This is a genomic window from Halomonas sp. H33-56, assembly GCF_040147035.1.
Taxonomy (GTDB): domain Bacteria; phylum Pseudomonadota; class Gammaproteobacteria; order Pseudomonadales; family Halomonadaceae; genus Halomonas; species Halomonas litopenaei.
Map to the genome: position 1 here is coordinate 4,390,431 of NZ_JAMSHP010000001.1, position 19,461 is coordinate 4,409,891.

A 19,461-nucleotide genomic window follows, 5' to 3' on the forward strand; every position below is an offset into this window, starting at 1 on the left:
ATCTCAGTAGTCTTGCGCCGTTCCATGGCCGCGCAGATGACGGCAGGCCAGCGCCAGCGGCAGCAGAAAGATGGCGAAGCACCACATCGCGGCGGCAACCAAGACGACAAGCAGGAGGCGCGTCCATGGACGCTCAAGGGAGGTCAGCAGCGGGCGAAGCCCCTCGAGCAATACGCCCAGCACCAGATCCATGCTCGGCAACAGCATGGCATTGAGCACCCCGGCCCAGATCGCCAGGTCGACGGGCACGCCATGTGGCACCAAGCTGACCAGCGCCAGCAGGGCCAGCACGAGAAGCGCCATCCATCGACAAATGCGGCGAGGTTCCGTCGACAGGGCGGGCAGCTGTGGGAACCGGTGGGGCAGCGTGAGCATGGGGAGCACCGAGCAGGAAGATATTCATACTCTATACTGCTCCTCCCCTACCCCCTTTGACTGACCTTTGTGTGCGTAATCACTTACAACACAATCAGCATGATCTACATCACGTTTTGCGCAATCCGTCCTCTGAACCGACGAAAAATCGTCAATCGACTAGTACCAACGGCCGATACGTGACGCCAAAACAGCGCAGGGCCGACGCTTTTGCGTCGGCCCTGCGGAGTAGAACGCACCTGATGGAAACCGGTACCTGAGTCGCATCAGCCAGGCTAGAAGGTATAGACCACGCTGCCGGTCAGGCTATCGACGTGCCCGATCTCGTCGGCATCGATGCGCTCGACCTCCAGACGCCCGGTCACATCGAACAGCTGCACCCGGGCGCCCAGCCCGAATACCGGGTCGGTGCCGGAATAGTCCTTGTTCAGGCCATTGCCGCTGCGGTCGGCGTCCCAGTCCGCCATGCCGGCCTTGCCGTAGACGCCGAAGGGACCAAAGCTGAAGCCCGCGATACCCATGGCCTGCAGGCTCTCCACCTCGAGCCGTGCCGAGGTGCCGTCGACCTCACCGTCGAGCTCACCGCCGTTGAGGTAGGACAGCTCCGCCCCCAGATCGAGGAAGGGCAGCCAGCCGAAGTTGTAGCCGGCAAAGACCTTGGCCGCCGACGCCTCGTCGTCAAAGTCGTCATCGCCCTGCATCTGGCCGGCGCCGACACCGACGTACAAGCCGGTACTGCCGCCCGCCACGCAGTGGGTCGACGTCAGCAGGGCCAGCCCAAGGGCCGCCCCGACCAGCGCCATCCGCCGCAATATCCGTGACATCCTGAAAACTCCGTAGAAACGTTGTCCTGTTGTGCGAGACCAAGCACACCTGACACTTTATTTCAGTCTATCGTGGGAAGACATTCTTTGCAGTACCGATTGTAGGAAAGTTCCACGCCTGCCTCGAACGCTCTGGCGGCTACCTCAAGTGGATGGCCCGAGGGAGGGAAGTCGTGGAATCCCAGTTATTGTTATGTTATAACTTTCAACCATTTTGCTCGACCGATTCGCCCCGGAGCTATCCTGCATGACCCATCGTCACCGCCCCGAAGGGCCTTGCCACTTCTCGCTGATGTCCCTGTCCATGCGGCGCCGACTGATGCTGGTGCTGATTCCCCTGCTGCCACTGTGGCTGGCGGTGTCCTGGTCCGCCGGATGGTGGCACTGATGTCACGCCTCGTCTTGCATGATCTGCAGTTGGCACGCGGCGGGCGCACCGTGCTCGAACATCTCGAGGGGCGCTTTCAGGATGGCGCCATCACCGCGCTCATCGGCGCCAACGGCGCCGGCAAGAGCACCCTGATCCAGGCCATCATGGGCGACTTGACGCCGGTCGCGGGCCGCGTCGAATGCGCCGTTCCGGCGCCGCGCCGCGCCTGGCTGCCGCAGCAGTTGGCGCTGGACCTGAGTTTCCCGATGAGCGTCGAGGAACTGATCATGACCGGCACCTGGCCGAGCCACGGTGCCTTCAAGGGCTACTGCGCCGCTCACTATCGCCGTGGGCGCGAGATCATGGAACGCCTGGGCATCTCACGGCTGGCCCACCGCCCGCTGGGCGAGCTGTCCGGAGGCCAGCGCCAGCGAGCCCTGATCGGTCGGACGCTGATGCAGGAAGCCGAACTGCTGCTGCTCGATGAACCCTTTGCCAACGTCGACGTCGATACCGTCGAGATGCTGATGGACGTGCTGCGCGAGATGGCCGAACAGGGGGCGACCCTGATCATCGTGCTGCACGACATGGAGCAACTGGCACGCCTGGCCGATGACGTCCTGATCCTGTCCCAGGGCCACGGCCGCTGGGCCACGCCGGATGCCCTGGTGGAGCGTCACACCGGTCAATTGACCCGCCCACCTCGACTGCCGCTGACCTTTCCTGGATCTGTCTGAATGCTCGACTCGCTGCTTTCCACCCTGTACCTGTGGCTGATCGCCCCTTTCGACTATGCCTTCATGAGCCGTGCCCTGCTGGCCAGCCTGGCGCTGTCGCTGGCGGCGCCGCCGCTGGGGGTCTTCCTGATGCTGCGCGGCATGAGCCTGATCGGCGACGCCATGTCCCACGCCATCCTGCCCGGCGTTGCGCTGGGTTTTCTGATGGCCGGTTTCTCGCTGCCCATCATGAGCCTTGGCGGCATGCTGTCAGGGCTATTGATCGCGCTGTTGGCCGGCAGCGTGTCCCAGCTCACCGGCCACCGGGAAGACTCGGCCATGGCGAGCTTCTTCCTGATCTCGCTGGCGGCCGGGGTAATGCTGGTCGCCCTGGGCGGCAGCAGTGTCGATCTGACCCATGTGCTGTTCGGCTCCATTCTGGCGGTGGACACCACCGCCCTGGTGCTGATCACCGGCATCAGTAGCCTGATCGTGATCACCCTGGCGGTGATCTTCCGCGCCCTGGTGGTGGAATGCCTCGACCCGCTGTTTCTGCGCAGCCAAGGCACCAGAAGCGGTCTGGTCCACGGTGTCTTCCTGGGACTCGTCGTGCTCAACCTTACCGCCGGGTTTCAGACCCTGGGCACGCTGATGGCGGTCGGTCTGATGATGCTGCCGGCCACCACCGCTCGCTTCTGGAGCACGCGCCTCGAGGGCCTGATAGTGCTGTCGGTGGTGATCGCGCTGGGCGCCAGCCTCGGTGGCCTGCTGATTTCCTACCACCTGAGCCTGCCCTCTGGACCGGCCATCATCCTGCTGGCCGGTGTGGCCTATCTGCTGTCGGCGCTGTTTGGCCGCCAGCACAGTCTTTCTGCTCGCCTTCGTCGTCGCGCCACACCGCTGCGCGCCGACGACCACGCCTGACGCGCCCCGCCTTCCCCTGACCAACCGGAGATCAACGTCCATGCCACTGTCACTGCCTCATGCCTTCGTCAAACGCCACGCCTGGATTGCCCTGACGGGACTCGCCCTTGGCCCCCAGGCCGTGGCAGACGAGCCCACCCAGGTGGTCGCCAGCTTCAGTGTATTGGCCGACATGGTACGCAACGTCGGCGGCGACAGGGTCGAGGTCACCTCGCTGGTCGGCCCCGACAGCGACCCCCACGTCTACTCCCCTCGCCCGACCGACGCCAGGGCCCTGGCCGAGGCAGACCTGGTGGTGCTCAACGGCCTGCAGTTCGAGGGCTGGATGACGCGCCTGCTCGACGCCAGCGGCTATCAGGGCAAGACCGTTGTCGCCACGGACGGAGTGCCGCTGCTGGCCTATGGCGGCCAATCACTGCATCGCCAGGACGAGGAAGGGGACGAGCACGACGGCCACGACCATGACAGCCATGAAGAGCACGACGGCCATGAAGAGCACCGCGGACACGGTGATCACGACAGCCATGAAGACCATGAAGATCACGACGGCCACGATGATCACGACAGCCACGACCATGGCGAGTACGACCCCCATGCCTGGCTCGACCTGTCGGCAGGACTGATCTATGTCGCCAATATCCGCGACGGACTGATCGCCGTCGACCCTGACAACAGCGAGCACTACGCGTCCAGGGCCGACAGCTACATGGAGGATATCCAGGCGGCCCACGACCAGGTGCTCGCGCTGCTCGACGACCTGCCGGAACACGCCCAGGTCATCGTCGGCCACGACGCTTTCGGCCACTTCTCTCGGGCCTACGGCATCGACTTCCTGTCGCCGGTCGGTCTGTCCACCGAAGCGGAACCGTCAGCGGCAGATATCGCGCGCATGGTGGACGTCATCCGTGAACGCCAGATTCCGGCGCTGTTTGTCGAGAACATGTCCAGCCCGGCGCTGATGGAACAACTGTCCGAGGAAACCGGCGTGCCCATCGCCGGCTCACTCTACAACGGCGCCCTGTCCGAAGAAGGGATGACGTCTCACTACCTGGGAATGATCCTGCACAATGCCGAGGTGCTGCATCAGGGGTTGGTCGATGCCGAGGGTCATGACGATAGCCACGATGGCCACGACCACGACCACTGATCCTGTCATCACGACCCGCTCGCTCGACAGCTCGAGTGGACGCCACACGTCGTCCTGTCGACCTGCAGAAAACAAAGGACCGCCCTGGGGCGGTCCTTTCGTCTTTCGCTCCAAACGGCGGTCTTCAGTCGACGCTTGAGGCAACCGACATCAGGCTTCGGGGATCTCCAGTGCATCGCGCACCACGGGCCAGGCCTCCTCGCCGTCGCGCGTGGTGACCCCCTCGAGGAAGCCCTTGGTCTCCTCGGGGTGTTCACGCAGCCAATCGACGGCAACCGCCTCCGGCTCGCGCTCTTCGTAGCTGAAGCCACGGATCATGGCGCTCTGGTCATCGGCGGTAAACACCAGCTGATCGAGCAGACGGGTGGCATTGGGGTGGCTCTCGGCGAACTCGCTGCGCACCAGGGTGCGCACGTCGCTGCGGCCGCCTTCCGGGCCCCACATGTCCTCGGGGTCATCCAGATAACGCACGTCGAACTCGATGTTCATCCAGTGCGGGGTCCAGGCGGCGAACACGATCCACTCTTCACGATCGATCGCCGCGTCCACGGCGCTCAGCATGCCTGGCGTCGAGGTCTCGGACAGGTTCCAGTCACCCAGACCGTAGGTGTCCTCATCCACGGCGCTGTTGAGCGAGTCGCTCATGCCGGAGCCCACCTCGATGGAATAGATGGTGCGGTCCAGCTTGTCGGCAAACTCTTCCTTGTCCAGATCCTCCGCCGTTTTCACGCCGGCTTCGTAGACGTAGGTGGGTACGGCAAAGCCGAGGCGCGCACCGTCGACGTTGTTGCCAAGGTCCTCGAGCTTGGACTCGCCATCCTCGAAGCTGGCGTCGTACATGCCCTGCTGGGCCGGCAACCAGGCCGCCAGAAAGGCGTCGAGCTCTCCCTGGCGCAGGGCCTGATAGGTGATGGTGGAGCCCAGCTCTTCCTGGACCGGCTCATAACCCAGGGTCTCGAGCAGGGTGGATGCCAGGGCCGTCTTGACCGTTACACCGGGCCAGGCGGGCACGGAAAAACGAACCTGGGCATCTTCCTGGTCCTGAGCATGGGCGCCGAAGGAAGCCGCGAGCGCAATCGAGGCCGCCAGGGCCAAGGGCATGGAATGGTGTCGCATGGTTCACCTGTCGATAGCTGTAGAAGCCATCAACCATACCGGCTCGGCACACCGCCTCAAGAACGCGCCTTCAACGACTGGGTCACGGCACCGCACTTACCTGTTTGCCAGAAGTCCTTTGCTGGACCAGTCTTAAGAGGCCCGTTTCGCCGGAGGAAACACCAAGATGGCTGACATCGACTACACCCTGGAGCGCCAGATTACCCTCAAGGCACTCGCCAAGGCCTTGTCCCGCGGGTTTTCGCCCATCGTCGAGGTGGAGTCGATGGATGGCATCTACACGGTGCGCTTTCATCACGCCAACGGCACCACAGAGCTTGCCGACGACAAGGGGCGAACCCGCACCTTTCTCGGCACCGGCGAGATCCGCGAGTTGCTCGGCGGCGTCGGCCTGACCCATGGCGTCCTGACCTGGACCGATCAGTGCGGTGACGAGATGATCGGCGTGGAGGGCAAGGCCATGACCCCCGACGAGATGCTGGCCAACGGCACACGCATCTCCTTTCGTTAGGGGGCACGTATCTCCTGTCGTCAGGGGGCATCGGCCTGTCGGTCGCGTCCGCGCCTGGTCGCCTGGTCGCCTTGTCGTTGTCGTTGTCGCTACGCCTGCGGCGCCAGCGACACATTAGGCCTCGGCCCCCTTGGCCTGCCTGGTAGGGCAGAGTACCGTAGAGGGCGCCTCGTCTGTGCAGGGAAAGCCGCAATGACCACTTCGATGCCGTGGTACACCAGGTCCTCTTGGACAGCCCTGATGGCACTGCTGCTGGTACTTCTGGGGGGCTGTGCCTCGGCCCCGCTGAGCACCGATGACGGCGGCCAGGGACTGTCCATGGAACGTGCCCTGATCCTGTCCGAGGCGCGCAGCGCCGTCGGCACCCCCTACCGGTTCGGCGGCAACGATCCGCGCGGGCTGGACTGTTCCGGCCTGGCCCAGATGACGTATTCCCGGGCGGGTATCCCCTTGCCGCGCTCATCCCGGGAGCAATACCGGCGCCTGCCGCCCATCGACGAGGCACGGCCGGGTGATCTTCTGTTCTTCGCTACCGGCAAGGGTCCCGGGGTCAGCCATGTCGGCATCTACGCCGGCGACGATGTGATGATCCACGCGCCCGGACGCGGGCGAACGGTCACCACCACCTCGCTGTCCATAGACTATTGGCAGGATCGCTTCGTCGGGGCAGCCGCGCCGGCGCCCTGACGCTCGCTGCCACGAGGCCGCGCCCCGGTCTCACCGATCGACCCGTCGGGTCCGTCCGGGCCCGTCGCCATCAACCGCCAAGGAGACGACCATGACGCTACGACTGGGTGATACCGCACCGGACTTCACACAGGAAAGCACCGCCGGCACCATTCACTTTCATGAGTGGGCCGGTGACAGCTGGGTCATCCTGTTCTCTCACCCCAAGGACTTCACCCCGGTGTGCACCACCGAACTCGGGGAAGTGTCGCGCCTCAAGGGCGAATTCGACAAACGCAACGCCAAGGCCATCGGCCTGTCGGTGGATCCCATCGAGGATCACCACGCCTGGGCCGGCGATATCGAGGACACCCAGGGCCACGGGCTCAACTTCCCGCTGCTCGCCGACGCCGATCGCAAGGTCAGTGACCTCTACGACATGATCCACCCCAACGCCAACGACACCCTGACGGTGCGAAGCGTATTCATCATCGATCCGGCCAAGAAGGTGCGCCTGACGCTGACCTACCCGGCCAGCACCGGACGCAACTTCGACGAGATCCTGAGGGTGCTGGACAGCCTGCAGCTGACCGACGGCTACAAGGTGGCGACCCCGGTGAACTGGAACCATGGCGACCGTTGCATCATCGTGCCTGCCGTCTCCAACGACGAGGCCAAGACCCTGTTCCCGGAAGGCTGGGACGAACAGCGTCCGTACCTGCGTTTTGTCAAACAGCCCGGCAAGAAGTAAGGACGGAGCAGGCAAGACGTAAGGACAGAAGTGTCCGAGGGAGGGACGAGCAGCGCCCCCTCTCTATCTACCGCTACGTCAGACAGCCTGTCCCCTCAGCGATGGCCGCCCCCGGGCGGCCATCGTCGTGTCGGCGTCTTCCGACGCCTAATAAGCATATAACGGATTGATCGCACGCCTGCGTGTCGCCCTCGTCCCCCGATCGTTATCATGCTGATCATTAACTTCATTGCTCCGGGAGGGCTCCATGCCCCAGCTCCTTTACCGCTGGCTGACCGCCGCCGCCCTGCTTCTGCCTGGTACCGCCATCGCCGCCGACGAAGGTCCGCTGGAGGTTGGTTATATGCCGATCCTGCCGGTGGCTCAGCTATTCGTGATGGAGGGCGAAGGCTGGACCGAAGAGGCCGGTCTGGAACTTGAGCTGACACGCTTTTCCAGCGGGCCGGCGATGGTCCAGGCGCTGGCCTCGGGTGATCTCGACGTCATGTACTTCGGTATCGGCCCGGCCATGGTGGCTCGCGCCAACGGGGTACCGATCAAGGTACTGGCGGCCGCCATCCAGGAGCAGATCGGCCTGGTCGCCCGCGGCGAACTGGCCAGCCTGATGGCCGACGCCGACCCGGCCCAGGCCATCGCCGACTTTACCGAGCGCGAAGGCCGTCGGCCCAAGATCGCCACCTTCCCCAAGGGCTCGGTACCCGACACGGTATTGCGCTACTGGCTGGACGAACGCCTGGGCATCGGCAGTGACGCCGTCGAGATCGTCGCCATGGGCGCCGATCGTGTCCAGCAGGCGCTGCTGGCCGGTGCAGTGGACGCCGCCTCGACCCTGGAGCCGATACTCTCCACCGTGACCGAACGCCTCGACGACGCCCAGATCGTGGCCCACGCCTCGGACATGTTGCCGGGTCAACCCGGCGCGGTGCTGGCAGCACGCGAAAGCCTGCTCGAACAGCGCCCCGATGCCGTCAGCACCTTGCTCGAACTTCACCTGCGAGCGACCCACGCCCTGGTCGATACGCCACAGCAGGTCGCCCCCTCGGTGCGCGAGTTCGTCGGCAAGCGTCTGGTGCCGCTGGAAACCGTAGAGGCTGCACTGTCCTCGCCCTTCGCCAACTACGGCGCCGATCCCCACGCGATCGTCGAGGGCACCCGCACCATGCATGACTTCCAGCTGGCCAACGGCACCCTCAAGCAGGGCCTCGACATCGACACTCTGTTCGACACCCGCTGGTACGACGACCTGACCGCAAGCGCTGACGCAGACGCCGAAGAAGGCGACACGAGCCCATGAAGTCGGTATCTCGTAGCCGGCGCACCGGCCTCGGTGCGCTGGGGCTCGTCGCCTTTGTGGCACTCTGGGAGATCTCACTGCGCCTGGGGCTGCTGCCCGGCAATCTGGTTCCGCTGCCCTCTGCGATCCCGACGGTCTTCTGGGGCGAGGTGGTCGACGGCATCTGGTGGGAAGTCGTCAGCTCGAGCCTGTCTCACTACAGCGTAGGGGTGGCCATCGGCTCGCTGGCAGGTATCGCCATGGGCGTGGCGGCGGCCCTGCTGCCGGTATTCGACGCCCTGCACGCCTGGCTGGCGCGCCTGCTGCGCCCGATCCCGCCACTGGCCTGGATCCCCTTTGCCATCATCTGGTTCGGGATCACGCCATCGGCGGCGGCCTTCATCATCAGTATCGGGGTGTTCTGGATCAACTACTTCGCCAGCTACAGCGCGGTGCGTGCGGTGGACCCCGGCTATGACGAGGTAGCCAGGGCCTTCGGCCAGGGTTCGCTGCTGGCCCGCCTGACCAAGGTCAGCCTGCCCGCGGCAGCCCCCGGCATCCTCGGTGGCCTGCGCGCCGGCCTCGGCCAGGGCTGGATGACCGTGGTCGCGGCCGAACTGTTCGGCATTCCCGGCATCGGCCAGCGCATGATGGAGGCCTCGGGCCTGCTGGCCACCGATATCGTGGTGGTCTACATGCTGACCATTGCCGCGCTCTACGCCCTGTTCGACCTGGGCTTTCTGCATCTGCAAAAAAGGCTGCTGATATGGACACCCTGACAGCCGAACGCAACGCCGACGCCTGCGTGCTCAAGGCCCATGACCTGGCGCTGGGCTTCGGCGGCCAGCGCGTGCTCGAACATGTCGACCTGCGCCTGGCTCCACGGGAGTTCATCGCCATCGTCGGTGCCTCCGGGGTCGGCAAGTCGACCCTGCTGCGGGCACTCTGCGGCCTGCTGCCGGCGGTGGCAGGCGAGCGCTGGCTGGACGAGAGTCCGCGTGATGGAGCGCGGCCCTGGTCGATGGTCTTCCAGGCGCCACGGCTGTTTCCCTGGCGACGCATCCGCGCCAATGTGGCGCTCGGGCTCGAGGGACTGGGGCTGTCCCGGGAGGAGCGCCAGCGCCGCGCCCTTGCGCCGCTGGAGCTGGTCGGCCTGGGCGACATGGCCGAGCGCTTTCCTTCCACCCTGTCCGGCGGCCAGCAACAGCGTGTCGGCATTGCCCGGGCGCTGGCGGTAAAGCCCCGGGTGCTGTTCATGGACGAACCCTTCTCGGCGCTGGATGCGATCACTCGCCGTCGCCTGCAGAACGAGTTGATCGACCTGCGCCAGCGCACCGAGGCCGCCATCGTCTTCGTTACCCACGACATCGAAGAGGCGGTGCTGCTGGCCGACCGGGTGATGGTGCTCGGTGGACATCAGGGCGGGGCCCCGGCGCGGGTCATCGACACCCTCGAGATCACGCTGCCCACCGACAATCGCCGTGAGCATGCCGACTTCGGCGCCCAGGTCCATCATCTGGAAACATTGATCGGCGCCGCCCCGGAGGCGTCATGAGCGAGACCGGCCTGCCCCCCCGCGAAGCGGGTGATTCACGCTTGAAGGTGATGCTTCACGCTCCCTGCGCCGAGAGCCTTGCCCGCGCCAGGCGCAATGCCCGCAACCTCAAGGCCGCCAGCCCCGACGCCGAGGTGCTGATCATCACCAATGCAGGCGGTGTGGCCGCCGCCGTCGCCACCCCGGACGACACCGACGCATGGTTAAGACTGTGTCGCAACAGTCTCGACGCCCAGGGCATCGTCGACACCCGGGGACTGGCCATCGTCGAGGCAGCGGTACTCACCCTGGCCGAGGGCCAGCGCCAGGGCTGGGCCTATATCCGCGCCTGACGCACGCGTTTGATCCACGTCCAGACAGACCGCCTTGGCAGGAGGCCATTGCGGTCGCCCTTGCAGATCACCCTTGCAGGTCGCCCTTGAAGGCGAGGACGGAGCCAGGCGCGACGAGCCCTCTGCTCCCCACGATTCCCATGCTCTGCCAATGGCGTTCGACCAATGTCGCAGCTCGCCGACTGAACATTTTGCAGATTCGCGCATCAGACCTTGTCACAAATCTTTCAATAAAGCTTAAGCGCGCGTTAAGGCAAAGCCGCTACGCTGCAGCCCTAGCGATGGTGTCAGTAGTTGTCTTCTGGCCCGCCCCCTGCACCGACAAGGAATTCCGAACATGCCCTTCCTACAGCAGGTCTCCCGTACTCGCCCCCGCTTCGCCACCAAGGGGCTTCTTCGTATCTCTCTGGCCCTGGTCGGCGGCCTCGCCCTGATGGCCTTCTGGTCGTCCATCAGCCTGCCCCTCGGCAGCCTCAGCCTGATTCTCGGTGGCCTCGCCCTGTGGCCCCGAACCGCAAGCTCGGAGCGTCGAGACGACGCCACAGACAGCGGCAACGGCGTACCGGTTCGCGAGCTCGCCCTCGCCGCCCTGGGGGTATTGATCGCGCTGCAATTGCTGGGCTGACGCCCGGCGAGCTGTCGCGGTTCACCGTCTCCCGGCTCAAGGGGGATATCTCAGGCCATCGCCGCTTTACAGCGGCGCGCAGTGACCGGATCATGACTCCCTGCAAGGCGACCCTCGCCGCCTTCGTCCAACGCCAGGGAGGCCTGTCATGACGACAACACTCACCGGCGCCGACATCGGCGCACGGCTGACCCGGCTTCGCCAGGCGGCGCCGCTGGTCCATAGCCTGACCAACTACGTGGCCATGAACAGCGCCGCCAATGTGCTGCTGGCCGTGGGCGCTTCACCGGCCATGGTCCATGCGCGTGAGGAAGCGGCCGAGTTCGCGGCATTGGCCGACGCTGTGCTGATCAATATCGGTACGCTCTCGCCTCACTGGGTCGAGGCCATGATCGAGGCTGCCACCAGTGCCGGCGAGCACCAGACCCCCTGGGTGCTCGACCCCGTCGCCGTTGGCGCCACCGCCTATCGGCGAGAGTCGGCCGCCAGGCTGCTGGACTTGAGGCCCAGCGTCATTCGCGGCAACGCCTCGGAGATCATCGCCCTGGCCGAGGACGGTCTTGGCGGGCGCGGCGTCGACTCCACTGCCGCCAGCGACGACGCCGTGCAGGCGGCCGTCGCCCTGGCCCGGCGCCAGGAGGCGGTGGTAGCGGTAACCGGTGAGGTCGATCTGGTCACCGACGGCCGGCGGCTGGTGCGCGTGCCCGGTGGACACCCGCTGATGCCCCGCGTGACGGCGCTGGGCTGCGCCCTGTCCGGTGTGGTCGCGGCCTTTCTCGCCGCCGATCAGGATCCGCTGGTCGCCACCTGCGCGGCCCTGGCCTGCTATGGCGAAGCCGGCAGTCGCGCCGGCCGCACCGCCCAGGGTCCTGGCAGCTTCGCCGTCGCCTTTGTCGACGCCTTGCATCAGCTCAATCCCGAGACGCTGTTACGGCGAGAACCTCTCGCCATCGAGTCTCTCGACTGACCCGACCGCCCTACCCGATTCATGTACCAGGAGCCCCTCGTGACCCACTCTCCTCGACGCCTTGATGCGCGCCTGTTCGACCCCCGCAGCCTTCGCCTCTATCTGGTCACCGACCCCGGGCTGTGCGCATCCATGGGGATTGAAGCGACGGTGGAGGCGGCGGTACGCGGCGGAGTCAGCCTGGTGCAGCTACGTGACAAGACCGCCAGCGATGACGAACTGGTGCAACTGGCGCGCCGACTGAAACCGGCGCTGGCCGAACACGGGGTTCCTCTGGTCATCAATGACCGTGTCCAGGTCGCGCTAAAGGCACAGGTCGACGGCGTGCATCTGGGGCAGGACGACGGCGACGTGGGCGAAGCCCGCCGCCTGCTTGGCGAGACGGCGATCATCGGCCTATCGGTGCAGCACCCCGACCAGCTGTCGCGCCTGGATGTCCAGGCACTGGACTACCTGGGACTCGGACCGGTATTCGCCACGCCGACCAAGAGCGACCACGCCACGCCGCTGGGCTTCGATGGTCTTGCCTCGCTGGTGGCGGCGAGCCCGCTGCCCAGCGTGGCCATCGGCGGGCTCAAGCGCGAGCACGCCTCGGCGGTGCGTCAAAGCGGCGCCGATGGCATGGCCGTGGTCTCCGCCATCTGCGGCCAGGCGGACCCGGCGTGCGCCGCGAGGGACCTGCTGACGGCCTGGGAAGGCTGAACCGGCCTGGGAGCCCGGCCAGGCAGCCCACCGCCGAACGCGACCCTCAGACGCGAGGCCTGACCCTTCGACGCCCATGGACCATTGCGGCGATCAGGTTGTCGCCCAGTCGTCGCCCCTCAAGGATGGCACCGCCCACGTGCAACGGCACCAGACACAGTACCGCCGTGGCGAGGCCCTCGTGCAGCTCCTCCATCCAGTGCACATCGTGGAAACGCTCGGTGTGCACCATCAAGATGCCGGTGGTACCGAGCCCCACCAGCAAGGCCAGCATCAGCAACATCATCACCGCCCCCAGCGGGGTATGGGTGATGCGCTGAGGGGAACTGTTTTCCTTTGCTTCCTGTGCTGCGGCCTGTCTCTTGAGCGCCGCTCCAAGGCGCGAGGGTGTCGGCCAGAAGCTCGACCAGCGCACCGACCAGGGCCCCACCAGCCCCCAGACGACACGCAGCCCTATCAGCCCCATCAGGGTGTAGCCGATATAACGATGTGGGCCAATTTCGGCGTAATTGAGGGCAACCCCCAGCACCAGCGCCCAGTGAAAGACGCGAACCAACGGGTCCCACACCTTGATCTGCCGGCTTTTTGAATGTGACGGAATCGATGCCATCGTCCTGCTCCCTGAAGGTGATACGCCTTGTCGCGTAACAGGCAGCCTGACGGCAGCAACTTAAGGCAAGCTTAGGCGCTGTCCGAAAAGTCGACGAGCGCAGGCACTTTTCAGACAAGCCCTAGGACGGCAAGCGCCTCCCCCCAAGGCGACGTGATGTCGGTCAACCTCCTGGTCCTTCCATCCGATCAAGCGCCCAGCTCAGGCCGAAGGGCGCCGCTTGAGGCTGGTGCGCCCCTCCTGGTAGGCGATCGCCAGGCCGCTGGCGATGATCAGGGTGCCGCCGATCAGCACCCCGAGATCCGGCACCTCGTCCCAGATCATCCAGCCGAGCAGGACCGCCCACAGCATGGCGGTATAGTCGAAGGGGGCGGCGATAGCGGCCGGAGCGTGACGAAAGGCCAGGGTAATAAAGGCGGTAGCGCCGACCCCGAGCACCCCGGACATGAGAAAGGCCGGCCAATGCTCCAGCGCCGGCGCCTGCCATACCAGCGGCAGGGCGACGCCAGTCACCACAAAGGGCACCAGGGTCATGTAGAACACCATCGCCCACAGGTGCTCGCGGGCGCCGTAGCGCCGAGCGGTGATCATCATCAAGGCATAGAACACCGCCGCCCCGAGCATCGACAGAGCACCCAGCGAGATGCCTTCACTGCCTGGACGCACGATCACCAATACACCGGCAAAGCCCACCAGCGACGCCAGCACCACCGGCACGCTCACCCGCTCGCCCAGCAGCGGGACCGACAGCAGGCTGACAAACAGCGGCGCGGCGAAGGCGATGGCGGTGCCCTCGGCGAGCGGCATCATCGTCAGCCCCAGCACGAAGCAACCCATGGTGCCGGTATAGATCAGACCACGGATCAGATGCACCCCCGGGCGTCGGGTCGACAGGGTGCGCAGGCCTCCCCCCTGGTGTGCCAGCAGCATGATCAACGGCAACGACACCAGGGTGCGAAAGAAGATGATCTGCAACGGCGAATGCACCTCGCCGAGCCACTTGGAAATGGCGTCACCGAGCGCCAGGCACAGCACGCCAAGACACATGAACCCGATACCCTTGAACGATGACCCCATGCTCTCCTCCCTGTCCGCAGCCGCTGATGGCAAGTGGCTCACGATCACCACTTACCTGACCCAAAAACGAACCCCGCCGGCACGGGGCCGACGGGGGTAACAGGGACAACGTTAGGGGGCGAACGCTTCGCTGGCAAGAACAGACGCACCAGAACTGTGCACTGGTGTATGCCATGCAGCAAAAGGCCCGCCGGAGGCGGGCCTTGTCGGAGAACGACGTGAAGGTGGCGCGAACTGACGCTTAGAGGCTGGCCTGAACGACCATGCAGTCCATGCCCTGCTGCAGCAGTCGCCGACAGGCCGAACGGGCCTGGCCTTCCTGCAGGTCCACCACCCGGGCACGGTAGATGTTGGCATTGTCGGCTCGCGCCACCGCTACCCGGGCGTGGGCCATCTCGCCCGCCAGACGATCGGCCGCCTGGCTGGCCTGGCTGCGCGCGCTGTCCATGTCGCTGAACGCCCCCACCTGGACCCCCCAGTCGCCGGTCTGCGCGATGGTGCTGTTCGCATTCGCGCTGGTGGTGTTCGTGCTGGCCGCGCTGGACGGCGCGCTCGACACGGCACTCGACACAGGGCTGGGCTCAGGCCTCGCCGCTGCCGCGTCGGGCACCGAGGCCGCCACCGGAATCGATGCCAGGGCGGGTGCCGAGGCACTCGGCTGGTCGATCAGGTTGCGCAGCGGGTCGGGACCGGACGAAGAACGACGCGAATCGGAGATGATCGGGGCGGCGGACTCGAAGCGCACCGGCGCTGTCGCCGACTGACGGCTGGCCAGTGTCGGCGTGGCCGGACGCACCACGGTCTCGACCCGTGACGGCCGCACCGCGGTCGATGGCACCTGAGCGACACGGCTCGGCGTCGGCGCAGAGATCAACCCACGCTGGCGAGGCGCCATCAGTTCACCACCGGAGACGTCGGTATTGGCAAGGAAACCACGGCCGTCGACCAGCGAAGCCCGCAGGAAGCCACGGTCGAGCAGGCTCATCATCTGCTCATCACGGGAAGCGGCGGTGTAGCCGCCCATGACCACCGCCACCATGCGCCGTCCATTGCGGGTCGCAGAGGTCGCCACATTGAAGCCGGAGGCGCGAATGAAGCCGGTCTTGAGACCATCGGTACCCGGGTACTTGGTCAGCAGACGGTTGTGACCGGTGTGACGAGTGCCACGCCAGGTGAACTCGGTAAGAGAGAAGTAGGGGTAGTACTGGGGGAAGTCCAGCATCAGACGACGCGCCAGGATGACCATGTCCCGCGCCGTGGTGACCTGGCCGGAGTTGGGCAGGCCCGAAGCGTTGCGGAAGGTGGTGTTGTTCATGCCCAGGCTGCGCGCCTTGCGGGTCATCATGTCGGCGAAGTGTGATTCAGTTCCGCCCAGGGACTCGGCCACCACCACCGCCACGTCATTGGCGGAGCGCACGACCAACGCCTGGATGGCCTTCTCCACCGGGATGCTGTCACCGGGCTTGAGCCACAGCTTGGTCGCCGGCATCGAGGCCGCATGGGAAGAGACCGGCAGCGGCTGGCCCAGACTCATGGTACGACCGTCCAGAGCCTCGAACAGCATATAAAGGGTCATCATCTTGGTCAGTGAGGCCGGATAGCGGCGCTCATCGGCGTTTTCCGCGTACAGGATCTCATGACTCTCGGCGTCCACCACGATGCCTGCGTAGCGCGGGTTGCCTGCCTGGGCGGACTGCACCACCATCAGACAGGTCACCACCAGCGCGACCAGCATCGTCAGCGAACGCCACCCGGAATTCCTTGTGGTCACCATTTATCCAAACCCCTGCGATTTCCAGACTGCACTGACGGCATTATGACCCACTTGACCGGCCTGTACAGGCCAAATTGGCGAGCGTTCACCATCATTCTCGGCATTATATAGACCATTTCGGGCGAACTAGCCGTTCATGCAGGCGCCTTTGTCGTCGTCCACTTGGGCAAAAGCCGGGGCGGGCCTACTCCTGCGCGCTTGCGTCAGGTCAAACTCCCGCACGGGCCAGCAGCGCCTCGGTATCAACGCTATCACGCTGGGCCGGCGTCAAGAAGCGTTCGGCGTAGTCGCTGTAGATCCGCTGCTCCAGCATCAGCCGGAAGATCTCGGGGTCCAGATGGCCCTCCCGCACCATGTCGGCCAGCGTCGCCAGTGCCCGGGAAAGGGTCATGGCCGACTTGTAGGGGCGGTCCGCGGCGGTCAAGGCCTCGAACACGTCCGCCATCACCATGACCCGCTCCTCGAGGCTGGCGTCCTTCATCGCCAGTCGGCGTGGATAACCGGTACCGTCCATGCGCTCGTGATGATTGCCGGCGATGGCCGGGACCCGACGCAGGTGCGCGGGCCAGGGCAGCGCCTCGAGCATCATGATGGTCTGGACCACGTGCTCCTGGATGCGGAATCGCTCGACCTCGTTGAGGGTGCCGCGGGACACCCTGAGATTGAAAAGCTCGCCCTGATGGCCGGCCAATTCACTGGGCCGCATGTCGAAACGCCAGACATTTTCGGGGTCGTCCGGCGCCACCGCCGGGCGAGAGCGGTGCCAGGGAATCTCGTGACGTGGCAGGTCGGCCAACAGACGCTCCTCCGCGGGCAGCCTGCGCAGGGGTTCGCGGGACATGCGCTTGAGCTCATCTCGCGATACCCCGAGCCGATCATCGAAGTGCCGCCACCAGCGCCACTCGGCGATGACGGTCAGGCGCTCCAGCAGCTCATCGCTGATGGCCTCGCCCCCCCGATTGGCCTCGGCCACGCATTCGAAGGCTGCGATCAGCTCCTGCTGTCGCGCATGGCGCCGTCGCTCCAGCGTCACCGGATCGCCACCGTGGGCGCGCCCCTGCCAGTAGTCCACGTCGGCATCGCGCCACAGCACCTCGAAGCGGGTGCGAATCTCATGGATACGGTCGTAGCGGGCCTCGAGCTTGGTGGCCTTTTCCATTACCTCGTCGGGGATCGCCAGCTTGCCGCAGTCATGCAGCCAGGCCGCCAGATGGAAGGCGCTGCGGCGGGTCGCGTCGAAGTGAGTCTCGGCGTATACCCCGTGCTCGCTGCGATCGATGCCCTCGACGATCATCTCCGCCAGTACCGGCACTCGCGAGCAGTGGCTTCCGGTATGCGGCGACTTGGCGTCGATGGCATGGGCCACCAGCTGGACGATGCCCTCCAGTAGACGCGCCTCACCGCGCAGCAGTCGCCTCAGGTCGATGGCCACCGCTGCCGCCGCCGACACTTCGGCGACGAAGGCACGCCAGTGAGCGTCGTCATCGTCCAGCGAGCGCCGCGCCAACGCCAGCAGACCCAGCGTCGCTCCCTCCCGGTTACGCAGCGGCTGCAACAGATAGCCGGCCGCCTCAAAGCGCTCGATCAGCGCCTCGAGCTCGGCCTCGGAGCCTTCCTGCAGTCGCAGCTCCCGACTCCGGGGGTCCGCATCGGGGTCCCTCGCCTCCCCCTCCCTGGCGATCCGGGCGAAGCGTCCCTCGTCCTGTTCATCGGCCAGGTAGATGGCCCCGGCGCGACTGCCGGTGCCGCGCAGCAGATCCTCGAGGATGCTGGTCAGCATGCGATCCAGGCGTGGCTCGCTGTTGAGCACCCGGGTGATGCGTCCAAAGCCCTCGATACCACGCGCCAGCCGGCGCAGTGCCACACTGAGCCCGCGCACCTCGGTCACCCGCGAGCCGACACCGTCGCAGGCGGAAAAATCGTAGCGCCCGAGCGCCTCGACCTGTCCGGACAACTCCCGCAGCGGACGCCCCAGTCGTCGTCCCAGCAGCACCCCCAGCGGCAACAAGGCCAGCGTCACGATCCCCGCCAACAACGAACTCTCCAGCATCATCTGGCGCACATCGGTGGTCAGCTCGTCTTCCGGGACCGCTGCAATCAGCCGCGTGGCCTCACCCCCCAGGGTGACAAAGGGCAGCACCAGCCCCCACCACTGGCGACCGTCATGGGACAACCGCCGCGGTGGCTGGTCGACGTTCGTGGTCAACAATTGCGCCAGCACCGGCATGGTCAGATCCTCGAAAGAGGACAATTGGCGGGCGTTGCCGGGCCCAGGATCCAGTGAGGCGTCCAGGGTAGTCGCCAGCGCCTGGCCAGAGGCGGTAACTACCGCCATGCGCGTCTGCGGCGTCAACCGCAGGTCATCCAGGCCGATGCCAAGGTCCCGCGAGGCGACATCCAGGCCGACCACGGCGTCACCGCTGCGGCGCGCCATGCTGATGCCGATTTCGCCAGTGTTGAAAAACACATAGGGAGCGGTCAGGAAAGGAGCGTCACCCTCGGGCGCCTGCTGAAACCAGGGACGGCTGCGCGGATCGAAGAAGTACTGGTCGAGTCGCTCGCGCCCGAGCGGGGCAAGCGATGGATCGAACAGATGCCATTCACTCTGCGGTGGCTGGCCAGGGCGTGCATCCACCACCAGCGCCAGGTAGGCCGCGTCCTGGCCGCCGCTATCGACCAGGTCGGGACGCTTGCTCTCCAGCATGCGATCCACCGCGCGAAACATCAGGAAGTCGCCGCTGCCATAGCCGATGTAGACGGCGTCGACCAGTCGATGGGCTTCCAGCGCCGCCCTCATCAGCGGCAACGCTGCCAGCCGGCCGTCCCAGTCGTCGGCCTCGCCCGGGGCCCCGTTGGCCAGCATGTCGATGGCCACCCGTGCCGGCCTCACCAGCGCCTGGGTGCGCGCCTCCAGGGTGTCGACCAGCTGAGCCGAGGTCTCTTCCAGGGTCGCCCCCAGCGTGCGCTGGGACTGGTGCCAGGAGAACCCCAGCAGCGCCACCTCCATCACCACCATCACCCCGACGATAACGATACCGATCAGCCACTGCACCGGAATGACGAGACGATGGCGGTACATGGTCGGACCTCTCGTGGCGAGGCAAACGGGACTTTCAAGCGTGACGAAACGCCCTAAGCCGAAAGGG

Annotated in this window: 21 protein-coding genes; 14 read left to right on the forward strand and 7 right to left on the reverse strand. The window is 65.8% G+C overall.

The features are described from left to right. Window positions 1-3: 3 nt before the first annotated feature. Window positions 4-375: a hypothetical protein gene (locus tag NFH98_RS18850; protein WP_222516381.1), complete on the reverse strand. Its 372-nt coding sequence runs from the start codon at window positions 373-375 to the stop codon at window positions 4-6. A 275-nt stretch (window positions 376-650) separates the two neighbouring features. Beyond that, on the reverse strand, window positions 651-1,199 hold the full coding sequence (locus NFH98_RS18855; protein WP_052704403.1) for an outer membrane beta-barrel protein: 549 nt from the start codon (window positions 1,197-1,199) through the stop codon (window positions 651-653). Between the two features lie 247 nt (window positions 1,200-1,446). Here NFH98_RS18855 and NFH98_RS18860 point away from each other — a divergent pair, with 247 nt between their 5' ends. The 4 genes from NFH98_RS18860 to NFH98_RS18875 are packed head-to-tail and all read left to right on the forward strand — an operon-like array spanning window position 1,447 to window position 4,356. Then, window positions 1,447-1,587 carry a hypothetical protein gene (locus NFH98_RS18860; RefSeq protein ID WP_181248609.1) on the forward strand — a complete coding sequence of 47 codons (141 nt, stop codon included), beginning with the start codon at window positions 1,447-1,449 and terminating at the stop codon, window positions 1,585-1,587. Beyond that, window positions 1,587-2,306, forward strand: a complete 720-nt coding sequence (locus tag NFH98_RS18865; protein WP_213229372.1) for a metal ABC transporter ATP-binding protein — start codon at window positions 1,587-1,589, stop codon at window positions 2,304-2,306. The genes NFH98_RS18860 and NFH98_RS18865 overlap by 1 nt, the downstream gene beginning before the upstream one ends. Continuing rightward, a complete protein-coding gene (locus NFH98_RS18870; RefSeq protein WP_108132148.1) occupies window positions 2,307-3,209 on the forward strand; it encodes a metal ABC transporter permease in 903 nt (300 codons plus the stop codon). It begins immediately after the preceding gene. Between the two features lie 40 nt (window positions 3,210-3,249). Then, window positions 3,250-4,356, forward strand: a complete 1,107-nt coding sequence (locus NFH98_RS18875) for a metal ABC transporter solute-binding protein, Zn/Mn family (RefSeq protein ID WP_222516380.1) — start codon at window positions 3,250-3,252, stop codon at window positions 4,354-4,356. 150 nt (window positions 4,357-4,506) lie between these two features. Here NFH98_RS18875 and NFH98_RS18880 read toward each other — a convergent pair whose 3' ends face one another. Then, window positions 4,507-5,472, reverse strand: coding sequence for an ABC transporter substrate-binding protein (locus NFH98_RS18880; protein WP_108132146.1), 966 nt, complete (start codon window positions 5,470-5,472; stop codon window positions 4,507-4,509). Window positions 5,473-5,638: 166 nt separating this feature from the next. Here NFH98_RS18880 and NFH98_RS18885 point away from each other — a divergent pair, with 166 nt between their 5' ends. The 10 genes from NFH98_RS18885 (at window position 5,639) to thiE (ending at window position 12,854) form a co-directional block, all read left to right on the forward strand. Then, window positions 5,639-5,983 carry a hypothetical protein gene (locus NFH98_RS18885; RefSeq protein ID WP_045993496.1) on the forward strand — a complete coding sequence of 115 codons (345 nt, stop codon included), beginning with the start codon at window positions 5,639-5,641 and terminating at the stop codon, window positions 5,981-5,983. 240 nt (window positions 5,984-6,223) lie between these two features. Continuing rightward, window positions 6,224-6,670 carry a C40 family peptidase gene (locus tag NFH98_RS18890; RefSeq protein WP_240184218.1) on the forward strand — a complete coding sequence of 149 codons (447 nt, stop codon included), beginning with the start codon at window positions 6,224-6,226 and terminating at the stop codon, window positions 6,668-6,670. Between the two features lie 91 nt (window positions 6,671-6,761). Further along, on the forward strand, window positions 6,762-7,400 hold the full coding sequence (locus tag NFH98_RS18895; protein WP_108132145.1) for a peroxiredoxin: 639 nt from the start codon (window positions 6,762-6,764) through the stop codon (window positions 7,398-7,400). A gap of 247 nt (window positions 7,401-7,647) precedes the next feature. After that, window positions 7,648-8,694, forward strand: a complete 1,047-nt coding sequence (locus tag NFH98_RS18900) for an ABC transporter substrate-binding protein (protein WP_045993498.1) — start codon at window positions 7,648-7,650, stop codon at window positions 8,692-8,694. Beyond that, window positions 8,691-9,452: an ABC transporter permease gene (locus tag NFH98_RS18905; protein WP_108132144.1), complete on the forward strand. Its 762-nt coding sequence runs from the start codon at window positions 8,691-8,693 to the stop codon at window positions 9,450-9,452. Before NFH98_RS18900 ends, NFH98_RS18905 begins: the two co-directional genes overlap by 4 nt. Beyond that, complete coding sequence (locus NFH98_RS18910; protein ID WP_348814983.1) at window positions 9,440-10,228, forward strand: ABC transporter ATP-binding protein; 789 nt, start codon at window positions 9,440-9,442, stop codon at window positions 10,226-10,228. Before NFH98_RS18905 ends, NFH98_RS18910 begins: the two co-directional genes overlap by 13 nt. Continuing rightward, on the forward strand, window positions 10,225-10,560 hold the full coding sequence (locus tag NFH98_RS18915) for a hypothetical protein (protein WP_348827201.1): 336 nt from the start codon (window positions 10,225-10,227) through the stop codon (window positions 10,558-10,560). Before NFH98_RS18910 ends, NFH98_RS18915 begins: the two co-directional genes overlap by 4 nt. A 337-nt stretch (window positions 10,561-10,897) precedes the next feature. Next, on the forward strand, window positions 10,898-11,185 hold the full coding sequence (locus NFH98_RS18920; RefSeq protein ID WP_045993501.1) for a hypothetical protein: 288 nt from the start codon (window positions 10,898-10,900) through the stop codon (window positions 11,183-11,185). Window positions 11,186-11,333: 148 nt separating this feature from the next. Then, window positions 11,334-12,152 carry a hydroxyethylthiazole kinase gene (gene thiM, locus NFH98_RS18925; RefSeq protein ID WP_348827202.1) on the forward strand — a complete coding sequence of 273 codons (819 nt, stop codon included), beginning with the start codon at window positions 11,334-11,336 and terminating at the stop codon, window positions 12,150-12,152. Window positions 12,153-12,191: 39 nt separating this feature from the next. After that, complete coding sequence (thiE, locus tag NFH98_RS18930; RefSeq protein WP_301271164.1) at window positions 12,192-12,854, forward strand: thiamine phosphate synthase; 663 nt, start codon at window positions 12,192-12,194, stop codon at window positions 12,852-12,854. Between the two features lie 46 nt (window positions 12,855-12,900). Here thiE and NFH98_RS18935 read toward each other — a convergent pair whose 3' ends face one another. The 4 genes from NFH98_RS18935 to NFH98_RS18950 form a co-directional block, all read right to left on the reverse strand. Next, a complete protein-coding gene (locus NFH98_RS18935; protein ID WP_349623032.1) occupies window positions 12,901-13,464 on the reverse strand; it encodes a cytochrome b/b6 domain-containing protein in 564 nt (187 codons plus the stop codon). Window positions 13,465-13,665: 201 nt separating this feature from the next. Continuing rightward, window positions 13,666-14,541: a DMT family transporter gene (locus NFH98_RS18940; RefSeq protein ID WP_045993504.1), complete on the reverse strand. Its 876-nt coding sequence runs from the start codon at window positions 14,539-14,541 to the stop codon at window positions 13,666-13,668. A 241-nt stretch (window positions 14,542-14,782) separates the two neighbouring features. Further along, entirely contained in the window at window positions 14,783-16,315 is a 1,533-nt protein-coding gene (locus tag NFH98_RS18945; protein WP_348827204.1) for a serine hydrolase, read from the reverse strand. Window positions 16,316-16,523: 208 nt separating this feature from the next. Beyond that, window positions 16,524-19,394, reverse strand: a complete 2,871-nt coding sequence (locus NFH98_RS18950; RefSeq protein WP_348827205.1) for an HD domain-containing phosphohydrolase — start codon at window positions 19,392-19,394, stop codon at window positions 16,524-16,526. Between the last annotated feature and the right edge of the window lie 67 nt (window positions 19,395-19,461).